Source organism: Infirmifilum tikiterense, from assembly GCF_054696565.1.
Genome location: NZ_CP182482.1, coordinates 1,222,800 through 1,243,067, shown reverse-complemented (window position 1 = coordinate 1,243,067; position 20,268 = coordinate 1,222,800). Strand labels below are relative to the sequence as shown.

General features: G+C 60.6%; 25 protein-coding genes. 15 read left to right on the top strand and 10 right to left on the bottom strand.

All coding sequences use genetic code 11. The annotated features are described in order from the left end of the window. Positions 1-115: 115 nt before the first annotated feature. The 4 genes from ACNO7C_RS06845 to ACNO7C_RS06830 all read right to left on the bottom strand — a co-directional run bounded on the left by ACNO7C_RS06845 (position 116) and on the right by ACNO7C_RS06830 (position 2,379). Complete coding sequence (locus tag ACNO7C_RS06845) at positions 116-838, bottom strand: RNA ligase family protein (RefSeq protein WP_460024368.1); 723 nt, start codon at positions 836-838, stop codon at positions 116-118. A 305-nt stretch (positions 839-1,143) separates the two neighbouring features. After that, the gene (locus ACNO7C_RS06840) at positions 1,144-1,596 is read right to left on the bottom strand and encodes a pyrimidine dimer DNA glycosylase/endonuclease V (protein ID WP_460024367.1); all 453 of its coding nucleotides are present in this window, start codon (positions 1,594-1,596) and stop codon (positions 1,144-1,146) included. A gap of 143 nt (positions 1,597-1,739) precedes the next feature. After that, the gene (locus ACNO7C_RS06835; RefSeq protein WP_460024366.1) at positions 1,740-2,159 is read right to left on the bottom strand and encodes a type II toxin-antitoxin system VapC family toxin; all 420 of its coding nucleotides are present in this window, start codon (positions 2,157-2,159) and stop codon (positions 1,740-1,742) included. Continuing rightward, the gene (locus tag ACNO7C_RS06830) at positions 2,146-2,379 is read right to left on the bottom strand and encodes an AbrB/MazE/SpoVT family DNA-binding domain-containing protein (protein WP_460024365.1); all 234 of its coding nucleotides are present in this window, start codon (positions 2,377-2,379) and stop codon (positions 2,146-2,148) included. Before ACNO7C_RS06830 ends, ACNO7C_RS06835 begins: the two co-directional genes overlap by 14 nt. Positions 2,380-2,470: 91 nt before the next feature. On the opposite strand from ACNO7C_RS06830, the gene ACNO7C_RS06825 reads away from it, so the two are divergent. From ACNO7C_RS06825 to ACNO7C_RS06810, 4 genes are all read left to right on the top strand, one after another. Beyond that, positions 2,471-2,686, top strand: coding sequence for a hypothetical protein (locus ACNO7C_RS06825; RefSeq protein ID WP_460024364.1), 216 nt, complete (start codon positions 2,471-2,473; stop codon positions 2,684-2,686). Positions 2,687-2,983: 297 nt separating this feature from the next. Next, the gene (locus ACNO7C_RS06820) at positions 2,984-3,766 is read left to right on the top strand and encodes a metallophosphoesterase (protein ID WP_460024363.1); all 783 of its coding nucleotides are present in this window, start codon (positions 2,984-2,986) and stop codon (positions 3,764-3,766) included. A 93-nt stretch (positions 3,767-3,859) separates the two neighbouring features. After that, positions 3,860-5,149, top strand: a complete 1,290-nt coding sequence (locus ACNO7C_RS06815; protein WP_460024362.1) for an ArsB/NhaD family transporter — start codon at positions 3,860-3,862, stop codon at positions 5,147-5,149. 49 nt (positions 5,150-5,198) lie between these two features. Then, entirely contained in the window at positions 5,199-5,786 is a 588-nt protein-coding gene (locus ACNO7C_RS06810; RefSeq protein WP_460024361.1) for an HhH-GPD family protein, read from the top strand. Between the two features lie 190 nt (positions 5,787-5,976). Here the strand turns inward: ACNO7C_RS06810 and ACNO7C_RS06805 are convergent, their stop codons facing one another. Both ACNO7C_RS06805 and ACNO7C_RS06800 read right to left on the bottom strand, forming a co-directional pair. Next, the gene (locus ACNO7C_RS06805; protein ID WP_460024360.1) at positions 5,977-6,228 is read right to left on the bottom strand and encodes an AbrB/MazE/SpoVT family DNA-binding domain-containing protein; all 252 of its coding nucleotides are present in this window, start codon (positions 6,226-6,228) and stop codon (positions 5,977-5,979) included. 146 nt (positions 6,229-6,374) lie between these two features. Continuing rightward, complete coding sequence (locus ACNO7C_RS06800; RefSeq protein ID WP_460024359.1) at positions 6,375-6,533, bottom strand: hypothetical protein; 159 nt, start codon at positions 6,531-6,533, stop codon at positions 6,375-6,377. Between the two features lie 214 nt (positions 6,534-6,747). Between ACNO7C_RS06800 and ACNO7C_RS06795 the strand changes: the two genes are divergently transcribed. Together ACNO7C_RS06795 and ACNO7C_RS06790 are read left to right on the top strand one after the other, a co-directional pair. Continuing rightward, positions 6,748-7,497, top strand: coding sequence for a cyclase family protein (locus ACNO7C_RS06795; RefSeq protein ID WP_460024358.1), 750 nt, complete (start codon positions 6,748-6,750; stop codon positions 7,495-7,497). Between the two features lie 135 nt (positions 7,498-7,632). Beyond that, the gene (locus ACNO7C_RS06790) at positions 7,633-8,919 is read left to right on the top strand and encodes an ATP-binding protein (protein ID WP_460024357.1); all 1,287 of its coding nucleotides are present in this window, start codon (positions 7,633-7,635) and stop codon (positions 8,917-8,919) included. A 34-nt stretch (positions 8,920-8,953) separates the two neighbouring features. Here ACNO7C_RS06790 and ACNO7C_RS06785 read toward each other — a convergent pair whose 3' ends face one another. Beyond that, positions 8,954-9,307 (bottom strand): aspartyl protease family protein, encoded by a 354-nt coding sequence (locus ACNO7C_RS06785; RefSeq protein ID WP_460024356.1) that lies wholly within the window; start codon positions 9,305-9,307, stop codon positions 8,954-8,956. Between the two features lie 191 nt (positions 9,308-9,498). Here ACNO7C_RS06785 and ACNO7C_RS06780 point away from each other — a divergent pair, with 191 nt between their 5' ends. The 4 genes from ACNO7C_RS06780 to ACNO7C_RS06765 all read left to right on the top strand — a co-directional run bounded on the left by ACNO7C_RS06780 (position 9,499) and on the right by ACNO7C_RS06765 (position 12,200). Then, positions 9,499-9,894, top strand: coding sequence for a HEPN domain-containing protein (locus ACNO7C_RS06780; RefSeq protein ID WP_460024355.1), 396 nt, complete (start codon positions 9,499-9,501; stop codon positions 9,892-9,894). Beyond that, positions 9,878-10,183 (top strand): nucleotidyltransferase domain-containing protein, encoded by a 306-nt coding sequence (locus ACNO7C_RS06775; RefSeq protein ID WP_460024354.1) that lies wholly within the window; start codon positions 9,878-9,880, stop codon positions 10,181-10,183. The genes ACNO7C_RS06780 and ACNO7C_RS06775 overlap by 17 nt, the downstream gene beginning before the upstream one ends. A gap of 203 nt (positions 10,184-10,386) precedes the next feature. Then, entirely contained in the window at positions 10,387-11,178 is a 792-nt protein-coding gene (locus ACNO7C_RS06770) for a class I fructose-bisphosphate aldolase (protein WP_460024353.1), read from the top strand. Continuing rightward, a complete protein-coding gene (locus tag ACNO7C_RS06765) occupies positions 11,175-12,200 on the top strand; it encodes an alcohol dehydrogenase catalytic domain-containing protein (RefSeq protein ID WP_460024352.1) in 1,026 nt (341 codons plus the stop codon). The genes ACNO7C_RS06770 and ACNO7C_RS06765 overlap by 4 nt, the downstream gene beginning before the upstream one ends. Here ACNO7C_RS06765 and ACNO7C_RS06760 read toward each other — a convergent pair. Then, complete coding sequence (locus tag ACNO7C_RS06760) at positions 12,174-13,640, bottom strand: xylulokinase (RefSeq protein WP_460024351.1); 1,467 nt, start codon at positions 13,638-13,640, stop codon at positions 12,174-12,176. The two genes, ACNO7C_RS06765 and ACNO7C_RS06760, sit on opposite strands and share 27 nt — an antisense overlap. 294 nt (positions 13,641-13,934) lie before the next feature. Here ACNO7C_RS06760 and ACNO7C_RS06755 point away from each other — a divergent pair, with 294 nt between their 5' ends. Beyond that, complete coding sequence (locus ACNO7C_RS06755) at positions 13,935-15,530, top strand: APC family permease (protein ID WP_318537496.1); 1,596 nt, start codon at positions 13,935-13,937, stop codon at positions 15,528-15,530. Positions 15,531-15,538: 8 nt separating this feature from the next. Next, positions 15,539-16,474 (top strand): metallophosphoesterase family protein, encoded by a 936-nt coding sequence (locus ACNO7C_RS06750; RefSeq protein WP_318537497.1) that lies wholly within the window; start codon positions 15,539-15,541, stop codon positions 16,472-16,474. Here ACNO7C_RS06750 and ACNO7C_RS06745 read toward each other — a convergent pair. Both ACNO7C_RS06745 and ACNO7C_RS06740 read right to left on the bottom strand, forming a co-directional pair. Then, positions 16,471-17,298 carry a hypothetical protein gene (locus ACNO7C_RS06745; protein ID WP_460024350.1) on the bottom strand — a complete coding sequence of 276 codons (828 nt, stop codon included), beginning with the start codon at positions 17,296-17,298 and terminating at the stop codon, positions 16,471-16,473. The genes ACNO7C_RS06750 and ACNO7C_RS06745 overlap by 4 nt on opposite strands. A gap of 111 nt (positions 17,299-17,409) precedes the next feature. After that, a complete protein-coding gene (locus ACNO7C_RS06740) occupies positions 17,410-18,366 on the bottom strand; it encodes a 2-hydroxyacid dehydrogenase (protein WP_460024349.1) in 957 nt (318 codons plus the stop codon). A gap of 160 nt (positions 18,367-18,526) precedes the next feature. Here ACNO7C_RS06740 and ACNO7C_RS06735 point away from each other — a divergent pair, with 160 nt between their 5' ends. From ACNO7C_RS06735 to ACNO7C_RS06725, 3 genes are read left to right on the top strand one after another with little or no spacing between them, the layout of a single operon-like run. Continuing rightward, positions 18,527-19,522, top strand: coding sequence for an SPFH domain-containing protein (locus ACNO7C_RS06735; RefSeq protein WP_460024348.1), 996 nt, complete (start codon positions 18,527-18,529; stop codon positions 19,520-19,522). Positions 19,523-19,572: 50 nt separating this feature from the next. Then, complete coding sequence (gene bcp, locus ACNO7C_RS06730) at positions 19,573-20,049, top strand: thioredoxin-dependent thiol peroxidase (RefSeq protein ID WP_318537501.1); 477 nt, start codon at positions 19,573-19,575, stop codon at positions 20,047-20,049. Positions 20,050-20,104: 55 nt separating this feature from the next. Then, entirely contained in the window at positions 20,105-20,227 is a 123-nt protein-coding gene (locus ACNO7C_RS06725; protein ID WP_326403748.1) for a hypothetical protein, read from the top strand. The last annotated feature ends 41 nt before the right edge of the window (positions 20,228-20,268 follow it).

Below are 20,268 nucleotides of genomic sequence, written 5' to 3'. Positions count from 1 at the left end.
GCTTTAGCGCTACATATTCTTTTTCTTTCTTGGTAGATGAGCGAGCCAGGCTTAAGTGGCGTGCCGAAGTAGTGGCCTAAGCTGAGTGCTCCCGCGGGAATCTCACGTACCCCTCTCACACACCAGGTTGCCGGTTCAAACTGTTGTACTTAACCCCCTTCTCGAAGAGCTTGTGCTCGTCGACCTCTACGTCAAACCAAGGGTTGATTATCTTGGCGAACAACCCCTTAGCGTAGTTCTTCACAACAGCACCCTCCATGCTCCTAGCTTCCGTCGAGAAAGCGGACTTGCCCTCTATGATACCCGCTAGTTCCCGGATAACCTCGTCCACTTCACGCTCGCTACGGCGGCTTAGCTCGAGAACCTTGAGGAGCGGAGGAGGCTCGAGTCCGAGATTCATTATCACGCGGATCTTCTCCTCGTACCCGAGAAACGCCTGCCTTTCGAGATCGTACACGTCGAAGACCACAGCCCAGTCTGGCAGCCGATCGTAGGGGACAGTATGCCTGACCCTAAGGTACTCGCCGTAGAGGACGTAGCGCTCAGGCAACTCTAGGAGCTTCCCGTAATGGGGATAAACCCAGAGACGCCAGATTCCCTTGTATACACCGGGCTCGTAGCCATCGACGATGTTCGTGCCGCGCTGGTAGACGACAATCTCCCCGCCTTCCCTCATCACCGAGAACTGGGCACCGTCCAGCTTCTCCTCTACGTGCACAACGCCGTTGAATAGCTGTAGAAGCTCAGGGTAGGTGAGGTAGCGCTTGCCACCGTGCCTAAAGCCACTGGGGTGCGGTATCCTATATATGCGAGGATACCTAGGCCTCTGAATGGACAAACGCCGTCCGTAAGTGCTTCAGCTGTGAAAGATATAATCTTTGCGCACGAGTCCCGAGAAAAATCCCAAGAGCGAGCTCAGTCGGGTAGTTCCTGCTTATCATCACGTGAATTCACATAACTCTGACGCGGACGAGTTCAGAGCAAGACGATGAGCAACGCCCTTCACCTGTGGCTGAAAACGTGACGACGCCGAGGAAAACTACTGTGCGTTGATGTGAACGACGATGTAGGGGAGATTGCCTATGTTAAGTGCCTGCCGAAGCGTTGCGCCGAGGTAGTGGCCTAAACCGGGAGCCTTGTGAATCACAGCAGACTAGTTCTCGTAGGCCTCACTTTCTCCCAGGGCTCGACCCCACCGGGTACAACCTTGAAAACGGGGTTTACTTCCACTCTGTGCAAGTTTACCAGCTCCTGGTACCTCTTGGGATCTCTTGCCTTAAGCTTACCCAGGAGGTGCTGGAACTCGTAGCTCACCTGCCCCTCTGTTACAGGGATAACGCTGACCTTCACCACCTTCCGCACCTTGCTTACGTCGAAGGAGTACCCCCTTTCGACCGACTCGAGCCACACGTAGTAAATGTACGCGTCTATGCACTCCATCGGGTTCTCGCAGGCCTTAAACCTCTCAAGCTGCGGGTGGTTCCTGTACCCCTTCGTCCCGCCCTCGAGAACCTTTCTCGCCAGGAGCGCCTCCCGCCACAGAGCCACTAAGCCTTTCGCGTCAAGGTACTTGGGATGAATCGACCACAAGCGCATGAGCCAGCGCACCAACCATCGTCCTCGACGTTTTACAGACTAAAAATTTTATCTCAATCCACCGTCGCATTTGCTAGTCCCGCAACGAGCCTGAAAAAAAAGGATTGATTTATCTCGTGGGAGGGGCTCAGCTTTAGTAAGGACTACCCCACTACCCTCTTTATCCCACTGAGCTTGTCGAAGTCCCTGTCGAATGAGTATATTTCCCTAATACCGCTCCTCAGCATTGCAACATATGCGACTGCGTCGCTAAATCCGATGTGGTTGGTCTCCGCGACCCGCAACGCTTCCCGGCACATGCCCAAATCCACCCCGTAGACGGCCACATGAGGAGCATAAAGCAGGTATTTCTCGACATCGAGAGCGGCGTGCGGTGGCATGTACTTCTCAAGTATATTGGCGATCTCAGCTAGCTGGACGATAGTCAGCGCAACCCTCTCACCTTTCTGAATCCTTCTAATTATTTCTTTAGCCACGTCCTTAATCTCCCGCTCGTGTTGACTCAGCGTCCTCCTCGGTTTCAGGTAAGCATGAACGAAAACGCTCGCATCAACGAATCCCAAGGAGCTCTCCCTTGACGGATTTCCAGTCCGATAAATCAGACTTTAAGTCGACCTCCACGTAGTCAAAGAACTTCGTTAAGTCGGGGAGCCTTAGCGGCTCCAAGACTATCCTCTCGCCCTCAATCCTCACCACAACAAGGCCGTTTTCCGCGTACTTCTCCCTCCACTCCTTGGGTAACACTAGCCTTCCTCGTTTGTCTACACGCTTAATTATCTCCACAACCTATGCAACCCACGCTCTGGTGGAAGCTGGGATCGAAATTAAGCTTCATGTTATAAGGTTTTTTAGCTGTTGGTGCGTTCTACATTCTGTGAGCGAGGAGTACGTGGCAGTGTCCATCACCGCGATCGCAAGGATACCGGGCAGGGAGTTCAGGGAAGAGAGGGTGTTCTACATACCTAAGAGAGTCCTCGAGGAGTGCGAAGGTAGGTCGCTTCAGGACGCTTTCTCGGTTGTCAACTGCGTGGAGTGGTACATGAGGAGGGCGGTTCTGAAGGAAAAAGAGACAGAACACGATGAAGGCTAGATCGCGCAGGTAGAGGGTAGCGTGGCTCTCGCAACGCCATTAACGTCTAAAGACCCGCCTAAACGGGCCCGGGATCACCGCTGACCCTCCGGATGCAAAAACACTAGCAATTCCCAAGAATGTGTGAACACCGAATCCCCGTGCTCTTCCGGGGAACCGCAGGCGCTTGCCCATACGTGTTTCTCACGCTGGGGTTTCCCTTGGTCCTCACTCCCAGCTAAGTTTTTAATGCGGGGAGTTACTTACAGTGCGGCGCCCTGAAGTAGACGCCCGAAAAAGCGCTTCGCGGGATAGGTTATGCGCGTCAGACTCACACGGAGATCCTTCCTCGCTCTCGCAGCAGGGCTAGCTGGCATAACCGCGGTGAGCGCTTTACATGACACGTGGGCACCTGAAGTTACGGAGGTGGAGCTGGGCTTGGGCCTCGGGCTGACGGTGATGGTGGTGACAGACCTCCACCTCCACGGCTGGGGCTGGCGGGAAGAAGCCGTGCTCGACGCGCTCATCGAGGCCTCTCGGAGGGCCGACGTAGCTGTAGTCCTTGGGGACACGTACGACCAGGCGACGCCGAGCCTGGAGCTCGTGGGGAAAATGCTGAAGCCGCTGGACCTCCCGAAGCTGGGGGTCCTCGGGAACCACGAGCACTGGGCCACCGGCAGGTTCCCCCTGCAGGAGGGTATCGCCGCTCTCGAGGCCACTGGCGTCCGCCTCCTGCTCAACGAAGCGGTCGAGATCAAAGGGGTCAGGTTCGGCGGGATCGACTGGTACGAGGACGAGGTGGGCCTCGCGAGGTCTTACCTCTCGCGCGTCGGCGAGGTGGACGTCCTCCTCTCCCACACCCCCGACGTCGCGGGCCTCTCGCCCAGAGCCCGCGTAGTCCTCGCAGGGCACACGCACGGCGGCCAGGTCTGCCTCCCTCTTCTGGGGCCCCTGTGGGTGCCCAGCCGCTACGGCGCGAGATTCGCGAGCGGGCTCTTCCGGCTGGGCGAATCCTACCTGTACGTGAGCCGCGGCCTGGGGGAATCGGTCCTTCCGGTGAGGATCAACTGCAAGAGGGAGCTCCCGCTGATCCACCTGTAGACGCGCACCGCGGGCCCGGCGCCGACCAGGGGGCTTTCCCAGCCTTTGGGAAATCCTTAAAAGGTTAGCTCGCTCCAGGGGGTGGGAGGATGCATGCTGGGCCTAAGAGAGGCCGTGGCCGCTTCACTGCTGGCCTTCCTCGCGCTCTCCCTCGTGCTCAGGTCGAGGCGCCCAAAGGTGCCTATCTGGGCTCTGATGGCTCTCGCCTCCTCCTTCTCGGTCGCGTTCGGGCTAATAGGGTTGGACGAGCTGGGGCAGGCTGTGAACATTGAGGTCGTCCTCTTCCTCGTCGGGATGTTCTCCATAGTCGCTCTCGCGGAGTCGTCGGGGCTGCTGGAGGCTGCCTCCCTGTGGTTCGTGTCGAGGTTCAGGAGCAGGAAGGCGGCCGTCGTCAGCTCAGCCTACCTTTTCGGGCTCATGGCGGCTCTCGCGGTGAACGACACGGTTGCACTGATCGGCCCGCCGATAGCCGTGCTTGTGGCTAGGGCGCTGGGAGTCGACTACAGGATGGTGTTCCTCCTGCTCGCCTACTCCCTCACGATCGGCTCGGTGATGACCCCTATTGGAAACCCCCAGAACATGCTCATAGCCGTGGAGTCGGGGATCAGGGCGCCTTTCGTGGAGTTCCTGAAGTGGCTCGCGATACCCACGCTCATCAACATCTACCTGACCGCCGCGTACCTTTTGAGAGTGTTCAGGGTCGAGGACAGGCCGGTGAGCCTCCTCGCGCTCCCCCAGGAGAAGATCACCAACAGGCGCGACGCCTACCTGGGAGGCTTCGGGCTCGCCGCGGTGGTGGCCGCGCTTCTAGTGAACGACCTGCTGCAGCTGGCGGGCCTACCGCACGTGAAGAGCATCGGCTTCATACCCTTCGTCGTTGCCGCAACCCTCTACGTGGCGTCGAGCGACCCCAGGAGGATAATCGGCGGCGTCGACTGGGGCACTGTCGTCTTCTTCATCTCCATGTTCATAACCATGGAGGCTGTTTGGCGTGCCGGGGTCCTCCAGAGGGCGATCGGAGCCCTCATCCTGAACCCCCTCGCCCACACCTGGGTGAACGTGCTCCTGATAACCCTAGCCTCGCTGGCGCTCAGCCAGCTTCTCAGCAATGTCCCCTTCACCAAGTTCTTCATCGACTACATGAAGGCCCTCGGTTTCGGGCCGGGCAACACCGCGGAGTGGGTAGCGCTGGCCATGGCCGCTACGATAGCCGGCAACCTCACGATACTAGGGGCCGCCTCGAACGTGATCGTGATCGAGACCCTCGAGACGAGGTACCAGCAGACCATCAGCTTCACGGAGTTCCTCAAGCACGGAGCGGTGGTGACGGCCATAAACACCGCCGTGTACCTCGCGTACTTCTACCTCCTGCTCCACCTCTGAGAAAACCTTCCTTGTCGCGCCCGTTAAGCGAGAGCAGCGGGGTGGTCCCTTGGCGGAGGAGCTAGCCAGGAGGTTGATGAAGTGGTACTCCGTGAACAAGCGCCAGTTCCCCTGGAGGGTCGGCATGAGGGACGAGTGGGTCGTCGCCCTCACCGCAATACTGCTTAGGAAGACGCGCGCCGAGAGCGTGGCGAAGCACTACAGCAGGATCGTCGCCTCGATCAGCTCGCCTCAGCGCGCGCTGGAGCTGGGTGTCGAGGGCATCGAGGAGCTCCTCAAGCCGCTAGGCCTACACCGCACCAGGGCCAGGCAGATCTACGCCCTTGCGGAGAACTGGGTTAAGGGCGGGAAGCCCGGCCTCGGGCCCTACGCCCTCTCCCTCATAGACTGCCTCCTGAGGGGCAGGCTCGTCCCCGTTGTGGACGTGAACACGAGGCGGGTGGTCTCAAGGTTCTTCGGAGTCGAGGAGGCGGAAGTGGGCGGGCTCCTCGCCGAGGCGGTTAGGGCCGCGGGGACCTGCGAGCTCAACCTCGCGCTGATGGACCTCGCGGCCACGGTCTGCAAGCCCCGCAGGCCGGCGTGCAGCCAGTGCCCGCTAGCCGACCTCTGCTTGTACGCGCGCTCCGCTAAGCATTGAGGGGCCAACCGGGATCTAGGTGCTTTAGGCCCTCCACAACTGGGTATACGTGGTTGTAGCTCGCATTGTCTCATCTCTGGCCTAGGCCGACGCGACGCGTAGGAATTGGAAGTGCGTCACGCCCTGCTTTTCCCTCGAGCCTCTCTCAGCGAAGTGATCCAAACATCACCTTTTCAACGACCGTAAAGCGCTAGCGACTCGCTGAAGCGCTGAGTAGCTTTGCTTCGAGCTCCTTCTCGAACTCCTCCTCTACGACCTCCTCGCTGGCTGGAGCCTCTACGACGAGCTCCGCGAGCTTATCGAGCGGGTCTTCCGGAACCTCGAGCACGATCCTCCTACCCTCAACTCTGAGCTTGAGCACCCTCTTGATGCCCAGCCCGCGCCTGACCTCCGATGGGATAACCAAGCGCCCCTTTTTGTCGACTTTAACGTAGATCTCCATATCTAACTTAGCTGTCGAGAGCCGAGTATAAGTACTTGCCCCACGCGGAGTGCGGGCTTAAACGGTTTCCCACATGTGAGAACCTGGCGCGCCACCTGATCTCTATTAGCTGGGCTGTTCTTCCCGAAACTGGCTTGCATCCAGCCCTACGAGCAGGCGCAGCCGGACTCCCCGCCGCTCGGGACCAGGAGGTTCTTCTCGAAGAGTGCTTCCCAGCACTTCCTGCAGACCCAGACACCGCCGAGCTCTTTGTGAACAGCCCAAAGCAGGCTGTCAGACTCCGAGCCGCAAATCGCGCACTTCATAGCCACGTAGACTCAAAAAATCTACGTGTAAATAAACTTAGTGCTTTCTCCTCTCGAAGTAATAGCGGGGCGCCGACTTCGGCAACACCTGTGAATACCAACATGCATGCGGCTCCACGGCGTACATGCCATACTCAGCACAAAAGCCAGCATAGGGGAGGAACTGAGAAGCTAATGCACAAGGAGTTACTTCCACTCAAGTCAGTCTGAAAAGGTGCCCAGGGGCCTCTACGTCAACAGCTACCGCCTGAAGCGCCCCTCAGCAAGCGCCCACGACACTACGCCTATATACCAGAGAGGCCGTAAAGTGTTCGTGGCCAAGAAGCTGATCGACCTGACGATGGAGATCAGGACGGGGACGCCTGTCTTCCCGGGGTACTCCACGCCCATCGTCCACTCCTGGACGACGATACGCGAGCACGGCTATTACTCGAACCTCCTCCAGTTCGTCGAACACACGTCCACGCACGTCGACGCGCCAGCCCACTTCGCAGAGGGGGCTGACACCGTGGACAGGGTCCCCCTCGAGAGTTTCACAGGGGAGGGCGTGGTCGTGGACCTGCGAGACCTGCCCCCCAGGGCCGTGGTTACCGCCGGCACCCTGCGGGAAAGGATGGGCGCAACACTGGACAAGCTGGGGCCGGGTTGGGTTGTGCTCTTCCTGACGGGCTACGACTCCAAGGCTGGCACGCCCGAGTGGTTCGACCACCCCGGCTTAGGTGAGGACGCGGCCCGCCTCCTCGCCGAGAAGCGCGTGAACGCGGTGGGCACGGACGCCCCGAGCATCGACCAGCCTCCCTTCCCAGCCCACAAAACCCTGCTCCCCCGCGGCGTCGTGATATACGAGAACCTCACGAACCTCTCCCAACTGCTGGGGAGGAGGTTCCAGTTCGTGGGTTTTCCACTGAAGATCCTCGGCGGCTCCGCGAGCCCCGTCAGGGCGGTGGCAGTGCTCGAAGAGTAAGCGCCACAGGCAGAGACCTCCGAGGCCCCGAGCCGCCCTACTCCCAAAGACTCGTTTCAGGCTCCTGAATACCCGTAACGCCAGAGGAAAACCTTTATATCACAGTTGTGATATCACCATTGTGATATTACATCTATGATTATCGAGATCACAAGGAGGGAGTGCGGCTGGCTGAGGTCGACGGAAGGCTGGCTGCTCGTCTACGGCCGCCGCAAGACAGGTAAGACTTGGCTGCTGAGGAGGTGCCTCGACTGGGACCTCTACGCCACCGTCACCAGGATGGGGGAGTGCGTGGTGGATACAGGCGACTCACTCAGCGTCGTAAGCCTCGGGGAGTGCGTGAAGGTTATCCTGGGTAGGCTGAGGGGCGGCGGCTCAGCAGTCGTGCTCGACGAGTTCCAGCGGCTCCCGGAGAGGTACTGGGACCTGATAGCCGCGTCAAGCGGGGTGGGGGAGGGGAGGCTTGTGCTGTGCGGCTCCAGCCTCGGAATCTCCAGGCGTGTGCTCAGCCCTAGGAGCCCCCTGCTCGGCCTCCTTGCGCCGTTCCCCGTGGGGCTCGCTAGCTTCTCCGACACGCTCGCGTCCCTCGCGGCTCACCTCCCACCGCGCGAGACCGTCCTGTGGGCTGTGCTCGCCCGGGATCCGTGGATCATTCCGCACGTGGATCTCTCAAGGGAGCCTTGGGAGGAGCTGGCCTTCAAGGCCAAGTGGCTGTCCATGGCGGCTGAGGGCCTATTGGGCGAGGTCTTCCTGGAGGAGGAAAGGAGCCTCACAAGGGCCTACGAGGCCGCCTTGAGGGTCCTCGCCTCGGGAGAGTGGAGGCTCAACGTGATCGCGCAGGTACTCCACAGCGCCGGCCTGCTCGCGAGCCCAGCACCGAGCGCTGTGACCGGCGTAGTCAACGTGCTCGAGGAGGTGGGGCTTGTCGAGAAGATCCCGTTGTGGAGGACCCGCGGGGCGCGGGCCTACTACAGGCACTCGAGCTCCGCTGTAGCGCTACTCATCTACGCGGAGGAGAAGTACCTGTCCGCCGGCGTCGAGCCGAGGGGCGAGGACCTCAGGCCCCGCGTGGCTATCGAGGCCCAGTTCGCCGTCGGCGAGCTCTTGGCCGAGCTAAAGGGTTTGATGAGGACCTACACGCTGACCCCCGAGGGCGACTTGGACATCGTGCTCCTCGACGGGTCCGGCAGGCCCGTTATCGCCTACGAGGTCAAGCTGGGCCCCGCCAGTGATAGGGAGCTCCGCAGGAGCGCCGAGCTGGCCGCGAGGCTCGGAGTGCCCGAGTTCGGCGTCGTCAGCTTGGCCGAGAGGCCCGAGGCCGGGTGGCTTGACGAGGCTTACGGCCCCGAGGACCTCGTGGAGGCGGCGAGGAAGGTATCCGAGCGGTACCTCAAGCGAGTAAATAGGGCGCAAGGCCTCTAGCCCCTGTGTTGACACTCTCGCGCGGGTGTGCTTCTCACTTCAACACAGCTCTGATTGGCCTGAGTACCCTCCTGAACGGGTCCAGCACGAGCCCGAAGATCTCGAGTGTTACGACCCCTAGAAGGTTCTCGTCCTCGCTCTCCCCCAGGACGACCGGGGTGTGCCTCTCACCGTATCCGGGTAGCTCGAGCAGGGCCTCTGAGACAGCCCTCCGCAGGGTGGTGCCGTCCGCGAGCACAAACTCCATCTCCCCCAGCGGCTCGAGCCCCAGCTGCTCCCACACGCTCCTCGTGAGGACAGTGTACGTCGCCCCGGAGTCGACGAGGAACCTCACCTTCACCTCACGCCCCCCGTGCTTGACAACGCCGTCAACGTACACCAAGCCCATGGGGCAACCTCAGCTAAGGCAGTTGGAAAAACAAATATAAGCCTAAGCTAGGGGCTTCCCTAAGCTGGTCACCCCGCACCCCCGAGCTTTAAGCGAGCGCGTACCTATGCATTAGCTTCAGGCACCCCGTGCGCAGGCGCACGGAGGTGACCTGAGGCGCTTATATGCGTGCCAGACACGTATTTACTTAGGTGTTAGAGTTGCCGCTCGAGGAGGCGGAGCTGCTGAGAAGGCGGGCCCACTCTTTTCTGCACAACGCCGAGAGGCTCCTCGACGAGGGGGAGTACGACCTAGCCGTCTTCAACCTGGAGCAGTACTGCCAGCTCATCCTCAAGTACAGGCTACTCGTGGCTAAGGGCACGTACCCGAGGACAAACATGCTGAGGAGGCTCATAAGGGAGCTCGGTAGCGTGGACGAAGGCGTGCCGGCCCTCGTCGACGACGTGGGGAAGCTACACTACATCGCCAGGCTTGAGGAGGCCTACGTCGCGTCGCGCTACCTCCCTATCACGTACGAGGAGGCTGAGGCAAGGGATTTGGTGAGGTTCGTTAAAGAGGTGTTCAGGCGGGTTGTCGAAGGAGCTTAAGGCGCTCGAGAAGTACATGGAGGTGGCCGCGGAGGTGAAGAAGGTTGTGCTAGAGGTCGACCCGGAGGCGGAGGTCTACGTGTTCGGCTCGGTCGTCCGGGGCGACTACACCGCGGCTAGCGACATAGACATACTGGTGGTGACCGAGAAGTTGGACAGGAAGTACGATATCATGACCAGGGTGTACCAGAGGGTCGACGCGCCCGTCGAGCTACACGTGGTAACGAGGAGGCTCTACGCGGAGTGGTACAGGAGGTTCATACCGGAGAGCGAACTGGTGAAGGTGTAGAGGCAACCCTCAAGCCACTTCGGCTCTGCGACGCGCGCTTATCCACCTTTCGGGAAATCTCGATTGGCTTTAGCTTGCACAGGCTCGATGCGCGATGGTGCCGGGCGCTAGTCAGGTCCTCACTAGAAGGCTCCGCAGTGAAATTAATGAGGCTTTTTGAAAAGCATATTTATCATCCCTGCTCATTGCCACCCTCGGTTGAAATGGAAAACAAGCTACTTCGCTTGAGGAGGATAGTCCCCCCTGAGGGGAAGACTGTTATCGTCCCCATTGACCACGGCATCGAGGGCTACTTCCCGCAGCTGGAAGACTACCGGGGCCTCGTGTCAGCACTCATAGCCGGTGGCGCCGACGCCCTGCTGGTCAGGAGGGGCCTCCTGAAGCGCGTCGCGGACCTCGTCGCTGGCAGAGCCGGCGTGGTCTACCGGGTTAGCGGGGCCACCGTGACGTCGCCTGATGTCCAGGACCAGAGGCTGGTTGCAACGGTTTTCGAGGCCGTGAGGGTTGGGGCGGACGCGGTGGTGTTCACCGTGACTATCGGGCACCCGAAGGAGGCCGACATGCTGACGGCTTTCGGCGAGGTCGTCGACGAGGCCTCGTACTACGGCCTCCCGGTCATAGGGGAGGCTGAGCCGTGGAGCAAGGCCACGGAGGAGGAGAGGGCGGAGCTGCTGAGGCAGGGCGCCAGGATCCTCAGCGAGGAGGGGGCCGACATAGTGAAGACGTTCTTCCCGAAGGATGAGAGCCACTACCCTAAGATAGTGAGGTACTCGCTGGCCCCTGTCGTGGCGGCCGGCGGCCCCCGCCTAAACTCCCAGCTCGACGTCCTCAGGTTCGTGAAGGCCGTGATGGACGCCGGGGCGATCGGCACGTGCATGGGGAGGAACGTGTGGGGCTGGGACAGCCCCGAGCTCATGGTGAAGGCTGTGGCGGCGATCGTGAAGAAGGGGGCCTCCGTTGAGGAGGCGAGCAGGATTCTGGGTGGCTCGAGGTGAAGGCCGCAGTCCTCCACAGGCCCGGCGACCTGCGCGTCGAGGACATACCCTACCCCGAGCCGGGCCCCGGGGAGGTAACGGTCAAGGTTGAGGCCAGCGGCCTCTGCCCGACGGACATAAAGACCTACATGTACGGGAGCTCCGCGGCTAAGCTCCCGGTCGTCCTGGGCCACGAGTTCGCGGGGGTGGTGGAGGAGGTCGGAGAGGGGGTCGAGGGCGTAGCCCCCGGAGACAGGGTCAACGTGCCGGCTGACGCCTACTGCGGGAAGTGCAGGTTCTGCAGGGCCGGTAGGGAGAACCTCTGCGAGAACCCGATAACCTTCGGGTTCCAGATCGACGGCAGCCACGCGGAGTACGTGCGCGTGCCTAGGCGCTTCGTCGAGAGGGGGCTTGTGTTCCGGGTGCCGGACGGTGTTCCGCTGGAGGCCGCCGCCATGACAGAGCCCCTCGCGTGCGTCCTTCACGACGTGGAGCTCGCGGGGGTCAGGCCCGGCAAGCGGGTGGCGGTGATAGGGGACGGGCCGATGGGTTTGAAGCACGTGGCCCTCTCCAGGATCTACGGCGCGGACGAGGTGGTGCTGATAGGGCTCACCGACTGGAAGCTCAGGCTCGGGGAGGAGATGGGCGCCACCCGCGTGGTCAACGTGCAGGAGGAGGACCCCGCTAGGGCGCTCGCGGGGGCCATGGACGCGGTGTTCGTGACCGTGGTCAACCAGCAGACACTCAGCACAGCCATGAGCATCGCCTCGAAAACCGGGGTGGTGTCGATATTCGCCGGCCTACCCAAGGGTGCCTCGACCTTCACGATCGACACCAACCTCATCCACTACGGCGAGCTGGTGCTCACGGGTAGCTCGAACTACACGTACCGGGAGTACGAGAAGGCCTTCAGCCTCATAGCCAGTGGTAGGGTCAACCTGCTCCGCCTCATCTCCCACAGGTTCCCGCTGGCGGAGTTCCACGAGGCCATCAAAGCGTGGCAGGACAAGAGCTCCTCAATGAAGATCATGATCAAGCCCTAGCTCCGCGCTCCCCAGCATCTCCCAGAGAGCCCTGAACGCCGAGTAAACCCGCTCGTACCTAGCCCGCACCCCCTCATCCGGCTCCACCACGCTCTCCACCCTCACCACTCCGACAGCCTCCTCCACCCCGCGGTAGACCCCGTAGCCCACCCCCGCCAGCAGCGCGGCCCCGAGGGCGGAGGCCTCCCTCTCCGCAGGTATGGCGAACCTCCTCCCGGTAATGTTCGCCTTGATCCTCGCCCAGTTCAGCGTCGCTCCCCCGCCGACCGCCCTCACCTCCCCTACGCGGAAGCCCAGCTCCTCCATAGACTCGAGCACAGCCCTCTCCCACAGAGCCACGCCCTCCATGAACGCCTTCACCAGGTCGCTCCTGCGCGTCGCCAGCGATAACCCGTACACCGCGCCCCTCAGCCAGGGCCTCCAGTCGGGGCTCCTGGACCCCGAGAGGAACGGCAGGACGAGCAGGCCCGAGGGCTCCAGACTGTCGAGGTGCGCGTCGGGACTGCCACCAGGGTCGCCGACCAGCTCCAGCGCCTTCCTCAAGGCCTCTCCCCCAGTCGGGGTGCACGCCTCGAGCAGGTAGCGGCCGGGAGCCACGTGCCTGTAGCTCTCGAACCTCATCAGCTGGTCCACCACGGGCCTCTCGGTGGCTAGGTCCAGGCAGGCGGAGGTGCCCGTCGTGTCGACGACGCTGCTCTCCACCCCTCCCGATCCGAGCGCCGCGCAGGCGCTGTCAACGCCCCCAAGCGCCACGTATACCTCGCGGCCGGTGGCGCCGAGCCTCTCAGCCACATCTCCTCTGAGGGGGTATACGCGAGTCGACTCCTCCGGCGCGAAGAAGGAGTCCTCGCCCAGCCCCAGGAGGTCCAGCATCTCCGCGAACCAGGCGCCGTCCAGCGTGTAGAGGAGCGTCTCGCTCAGGCTACTGTAGTCCGTGAGCCTCTCACCCGTAAGCATGTGGAAGACGTAGTCCTTGGGCTGGACGAAGAACCTCGCCTCGGGCCTCGGGGAGTTACGCAGGAACCAGAGGATCTTCGCCGCCGTGAATATCGGGTCCACCCTCAGCCCAGTCCTCCTGTACACGTGCTCCAGGCCCAGCCTCTGCTCGATCTCTCGTGCCTCCTCGACAGCCCTCCTGTCCATCCAGAGGATCGACTTACCCACAGGCTCGCCGCGCGAGTCCAACACGGCCAAGCCAGGCGAGGTCGAGCTGAGACCCATTAGAACGACGCGCGCGGGGACGCTCCTGAACAGCTCCCGCAGGAGCCCCTCCACCTTCCAGTAGACAGCCCTCAGATCCTGCTCGAACCACCCATCTCTCGGCGACTCCACCTCTAGGGGCTCGCGCCCACTCCATAGCCTGGTCCCCGTCTTATCGAAGGCCTCGACCTTGATGCTGCTGGTCCCGATATCGACCCCCACTACAATCGAATCACTCAAAAGGATCACCATTTCAACAAACCGGAAAAATCTTAAAAACGACTCGGAGTAAAACTGGTTAATCATCGTGCTGGACTTTGAAATATGGGTATCAATAACTGCGCGATCCACGGGATGAACCTTTACGTCTCCTAAATCAAAGGGGCTCTTTATCCTGTCCGTTAACTGTTCAAACATCCAGTGAGAGCGGGTAAACAATTACATACTTCAAATTTTTACATATGATGTTTTATCATTCTACATTGATATCATTAAAGAATAGATGCCTCTAAATATCACACAAAAAGGTTAAATATGGTAGAGTTAACCGACATACCGATGAGCGGAAAAATTGAAGTGAAGTACCGGAGAGCCTCTGGTCTTGTAAGGAGCCTCGGAGCCTTCGACACCCTCAACCTCAACGTCGCCATGTGCAGCCCACCGCAGGGAGTCCTTTGGGCCTGGACCTGGGGCGCGGCGATGTTCGCGGGAGCCCTTCTGTCGCTCTCGTACTTCCTCGGGATCTTCGCCGTTCTACCCATCGCAGTAGTGTACACACTCTGGGTCATAGCGATGCCTAGATCCGGCGGCGACTACGTCTGGCTCAGCAGAGCCTACCACCCCATAATTGGCTTCATGGTGAACTTCTTCCTAACATTCGTCATGCTGAACTGGTACGCGATGAACCTCCAGACGACTGGGCCCTTCTTCCTGGGGACGTTCTTCCAAGCTCTAGGGATGCAAAGCCTAGCTGAGTGGGCTTCAAGCTTCGAAGGCTCGATGATAATAGGTATACTGGCCTTAGTGCTCTACGCTGTCCTGATAGTGTACGGGATGAGGGTCTTCTCCTGGTTCCTGAAGGTGTTCTTCGGCTTAAGCCTCCTCGGCAGCCTAGTCTTCATAGCACTCAGCTTTGCCACCCCCTCCTCCACGATCGCGAGCAAGTTCGCTCAGCTGGCAAACGGCACGACCCCCGAGAGGATACTGAGCCTAGCCACTTCGCTGGGCTTCACGGGCCTCACCATCTCAATACCCGCAACCCTCATGGCCCTAGTATTCCCATTCCAGAACTACAGCTGGGCCGCTTTCCCAGCCTACGTGGCGGGTGAGATCAAGGAGGTGAAGAGGAACGCTTGGATAGGAATCGTGGGAGGCCTCTTCGTCATGGGAGCGTGGTACGTCATCCTTGGCCAGTCCGTGTACAACGTGCTCGGCTACGAAGCGCACTCCGCGCTCACGTGGCTCTACCAGTGGCATCCAGACAAGTACCCCTTACCGTTCCCTCCCTACCCGCAGAACTACGCCTTCCTGATGACCGAGGACAAGCTACTCATACTCCTCATCGCAATAGGATGGCTAGCCAGCGGCATCTACCTCACGCCCCCCAACCTGCTTATCGTCTCGAGGAACGTCTTCGCCTGGGCTGTGGACGGGCTAGCCCCTCAGTGGCTACGGGAGGTAAAGAGGGGTGCCCCCATCTACAACATCATCGCGCTCAGCATAGTTGCCATACCGCTGATGTTCCTTGTCGGCCTCGCCTCCTACCAGGTGATGATCGTCAACACCTTCTTCTTCATGCAACTAGCACTCATCATCGTCGCACTGGGCAGCGCCCTGCTACCCTTCAGGAACAAGCAGATATTCGAGACGCTCCCCGCGCTCGCCAAGAGGAGGATCGCAGGCGTACCTTTCATCACGGTTATCGGCTTAACCGCAACGGTCCTCCACGCCTGGGTAGCCTACTCGGCCATCACCGCCCCGGCCCTTGGAGGGCTCCAGTGGCTCTCCTTCCTCTTCAACCTCGCGGTGTTCCTCCTCCCGATACCCTGGTACTACATCGTCCGCTGGTACAGGCTAAGGAAGGAGGGCATCGACATCTCCACGCTCTACAAGGAGATACCGGTCGAGTAGTGGTTTAGATGATCAAGCTACTATACGCCAGCGACCTCCACGGCTCCACACTCATGTTCAAGAAGCTGATCAATGCATCCCTCATCTACAAGGCTGATGCCGTCGTCATCGGAGGAGACATAACCGGCAAGGGAATAGCGCCGATCGTCAAGCGAGACGGCAAGTACGAGACTGAAATCTACGGCACAAGATACGAGGCCAAGAGCGGGGAAGAGCTGAAAAACCTCATAAACCAGGTGACATCCTACGGGTTCTACGAGTACATAGTCGAAGACCCCTCAGAGCTCGAAAAGCTCGACGAAGTGCTCGACAAAGTCCTTGAGGAGCTGATGGCCAAGAGAATCCTCGAATGGGCGGACTTCGCCCGAGCCAAGCTCGGGGAAAGCGGCGTGAAAGTCTACATGATGCCCGGCAACGACGACCCCTACACAGTCGACGCCGCCATCGAGAAAAGCGGCGTCTTCATCAACCACGCTCGGAGGGTGGTTGAGCTCGGCGACTACCTGCTATTCGGGTACGACAAGACCAACATCACTCCTTGGAAGTGCCCTAGAGACGTCGAGGAGGATGTAATGAGGCAGGAGCTGTCAGAGCTTCTCAGCGGCGTGCGCGACTACTCCAGACTTATTTTCAACGCACACTGCCCGCCCTACGGCACGACTCTAGACCTAGCGCCTAAGCTCGACGAGGACCTTAAGCCAGTCATAAGCGGAGGAGGCATAGTCATGGAGCACGTGGGATGCGCTAGCATAAGGGAGTTCATCGAAAGGCACCAGCCACTCCTGGGCCTGCACGGGCACATACACGAGTCGAGGAGCATCGAAAAGATCGGTAGAACAACTATCGTGAACGCCGGGAGCGCTTACAACGAGGGAATACTCTACGCGGCCCTCATAACGCTGGACAAAGACAGAGTTAAAGGAGTAAACCTGATCAAGGGCTAAACCTCCTCGACCACATTATACCATCTTTTTTTCGTCCCTACCTTTGCCCTCTTGAGCCAGTCCTTGGTCTTAGGCGTTTCATCGACAGTTTTCGCGATGAAGTCCAGGTTCTTCAGCGCCCTCTCGAGAAGCTGTCGGTGGTCGGCGAAGTCCGCCCTCGAGACGTACTCGCCTATAAACTGCCTCAAAGCGTTCATGTTGTTCGTCGCGTCGTACCAAAAACCCCAGTCGTCCGCTAAGACCTCCCCTATTCTCCTAGCGTTCAGCCTGCCTGGCTCATCGGAGAGAGAGGTCTCGTGGCAGGCGAGCAAGACGGCCATATCGGCTAAGTCCTTCCTGTTAATGTCGTGGATCTGAAGCTTAAGCAACAAGAGATCCGCCGGAGACAGAGTGATGTCCTCCAGGAGGAGGCGCGTGCTCTCGGGGTCTTTGCCGAGGTCTACCACGTGGCTGAACTCAAGCGGAGAGAAGAAGACGTCGAGCGAGAAAAGGTTCTCGGGATGGGAGAAGATGAGCCTTCGGTCGCTGAAAAACGCGTTCACGTAGTAGTCCGGCTTAAAGCCCCTCTCCGCGAAAAACCTCTCAATGAGGCTCTTCTGCTTCTTCAGGCCAACCAGGTCGAGATCAGTAAAAGCGAACTCCTTGTCCGAGAACCTACCAATAGCACGGTAGAGGTCTAGGCAGGGCTGATCCCCCATAACTCGGATGTAAATCGCGACCGCGCCCATAGCCCGCAAGATCACCCCGGCACTCTGGGCCTCGCGGATAAGACCCTTCACGTACTCGGCGAACTCCTGCGGGGCCAGGGATACTCGCTTCGACAAAATCTCACCCCCTCCTGTCAGGACAAAAATGCGCTTGCTCAGCTTATTACTTTTTCTAACCTCTCTCCTTGAACCCGCTACACGACTAGCCACAGTTCACAACCAGCCGCACTAGTACCACTCCCCCGGGCGTATCAGGTTCAGCGGCTCCACGCCGAGTAGGAACCTCTTCACGTTCTCGGCTGAGAACCTGAGGCACCTCTCGAGTGAGAGCCTGGTCCACCCACCCTTGTGCGCGGTGGCTACCACGTTTTCGAGCCTGTGGACACCCCTCGGGGACGGGGCTGAGGGGTCGGGAGGGTACCTCCACCACACGTCGAGACCGGCTCCAGCTATCCGCCCCGTGGCTAGAGCCTCGTAGAGAGCCTCCTCGTCGACCACCTCGCCCCTGCCCACGTTCACCAGGAATGCGGTGCTCTTCATGCTGAACAGCACCTCCCTCCCCACCAGGCGCCTCGTCCTAGGCGTCAGGGGCAGCGTGACCACGAGGTAGTCGGCGTCCCTGACGACCTCGACAAGCTTGTCGACGCCCAGCACCCTCCACTTCCCCTCCTGCCTCTCCCTCGAGGCGACCGGAACCACCCTGATGCCGAACGCCTCAGCGATCCTGGCAACCTCCCGGCCGATTCCCCCGAAGCCGAGGATGACCATGGTTTTGCCCTCCAGGTCCCCGACCAGCGTCTCCCGAGCGTACGGAACCCACTCGCCGGACTTCAGCTTCCTGTCCTGCAGGGTGACCCTCTTCTCGAGCGCGAGCAGGAGGGCGAAAGCCATCTCCGCCACCGCGCGAGCGTTGCAGCCCTTGCTCGACGCGACGGGCACCCCCCTAGCCCAGGCGAGCTCTAGGACACCCGGCTCCACACCCGCGCTCCTCACCTGTATGAAGCGCAGGAGCTCCATCGAGCCGAGGAAGCTAGGCGCCCCGACGATCAGCGCCACCTCGGCGTCGCGGTAGCCTTCAGGCTCGAGCGACGGCCAGGAAACCACGGTGTGGTCCCCGAGGACCTTCCGCAGGATACCCTGCTCCCATTCCAGTGGGTTCCACGACAGGTAAACCTTCGGCTTCACGCAGATACCAAGCCGCCCCAGCAATTTAAAGGTTCAAGCAAGCACCCCCCAGGTGGCGCTGTAAAGCCTAAAGCTTAGTACGCTCGGTTGCCCCGCTATGGGAGCTCGCCCTGAAGCGAGCTTATATACAGCGCGCTCTGACGGAATAGCGGTGGGAGGCGTGGAAACCCCCGTCCGGATCAAGGTAAGGCAACCAAGGAGCACCCTCCTGCTGGTAGTCATCTTCGCCGCAGTCGTCGCGCTCGCCCTCCTCGCGGCCTCCGTCTCGACCCTCGGCGTCAGCGAGGTGGCGGTGGTCGTCGACCCCCTCCTCGGCACGATCTCCAAGCCGACTCAGGGCCCCGCCGTGTTCCTAAAGGCGCCGTGGGCCTACACGGTCAAGGACACAATAGCTGTCGAATCAATCGAGTTCGCCCAGGCCGAGGCGGCCGTAAAGGAGTGGGTGCACGCTCCGCCGACGGTTCTCACTAAGGATGGCGTCAGCGTCACGGTGGAGGTGGTCGTGAGGTACCAGCTCGAGCCCAGCACGTTCGACCAGCTCGTCAGGGACTTCCCCAACGTGGACTACGACGACAGGATCATGGTCCCGCTGATGAGGCAGGTGATCAGGGACGAGATCAGCAAGGTCAGCCTCGACGAGCTCATCACGAACCGCGACGTGATCTCCAGGCGGATCCAGGAGGCATACTTCGACGCCGTCGGCAGGGAGAGCAAGCTCGCCGGGCGGGTCAGGGTCCTTGAGGTCAACATCCTCAACTTCATCCTGCCGCAGGAGATAACCACGGCGATCAACCAGAAGATCGCGGCGCAGCAGCAGGCCATAAAGGCTATGTACGAGAGACAGAGGATCGAGGAGCTGGCGAGGGCGAACTACACCAGGAGGGTGCTCGAGGCCGAGGCCCAGGCGAACGCAACCCTAACCGTGGCCCAGGCTGAGGCCAAGAGCCTCCTCCTAAGGGCGAACGCAACCCGCGCGGCAATGCTCCTGGTCGTGTCCCAGTTCAACGACACCGAGCTGGCGAGGATATACCTCTACCTCCTCGGCCTCCAGGAGGTCGCGAAGACCGGAGCGAGCGTCATCGTTGTAACCCCCGCGGGCCAGTCCGTCCCAGTCATCCTCCAGCCCGGCCAGGGCGGCTCCACTAACCGAGGATAGCCCCGGAAGCACGAGGCAACCTTTTTAACCCGCCGGCGAGCTAAGCTAGCATGCTCAAAGCCGGCGACAAGGCGCCCGAGTTCTGCCTGAAGGACGACGCGGGGCGCGAGGTATGCCTCTCGGACTTCCGGGGCAGGTGGCTCGTGCTCTACTTCTACCCGAAGGACAACACGCCGGGCTGCACCCGCGAGGCCCTCGAGTTCACGGAGCTCATCGGGGAGTTCGAGAAGCTTAACGCCGCGGTGGTCGGCGTGAGCAAGGACAGCCCCCAAAGCCACAGGAGATTCCGCGAGAAGCACGGCCTCAAGGTCATCCTCCTCAGCGACCCCCAGCACAAGGTCATCGAGCAGTACGGCGCCTGGGGCAGGAAAAAGGTGGCCGGCCGCGAGGCAGAGGGGACGATAAGGAGCACATTCCTGATAGACCCCGAGGGCATCATACGGAAAACCTGGACAAACGTCAAGGTCGACGACCACGCCAGGGAAGTCCTCGAGGAGCTAAGAAGGCTCGCCTCAAAGCCCGGGTGAGCGCGCAGCGAACATTTATATGGAACCTCACCGCCGGGAAACACGGGAGCAAGAAGTGGACGGCAGCGATCTCCTGCTCCTCTTCATCGTCGCCGTCTGGATCGCGTGGGAGCTCCACGAGATGAGGAAAACCCTCGACCGGCTGGAGAAAGCCCTCTCCGGGAAGCAACCCGCCTGAAGGAAAGGCCACCATGATGCAAGCGCGACGCCGAGCAACTC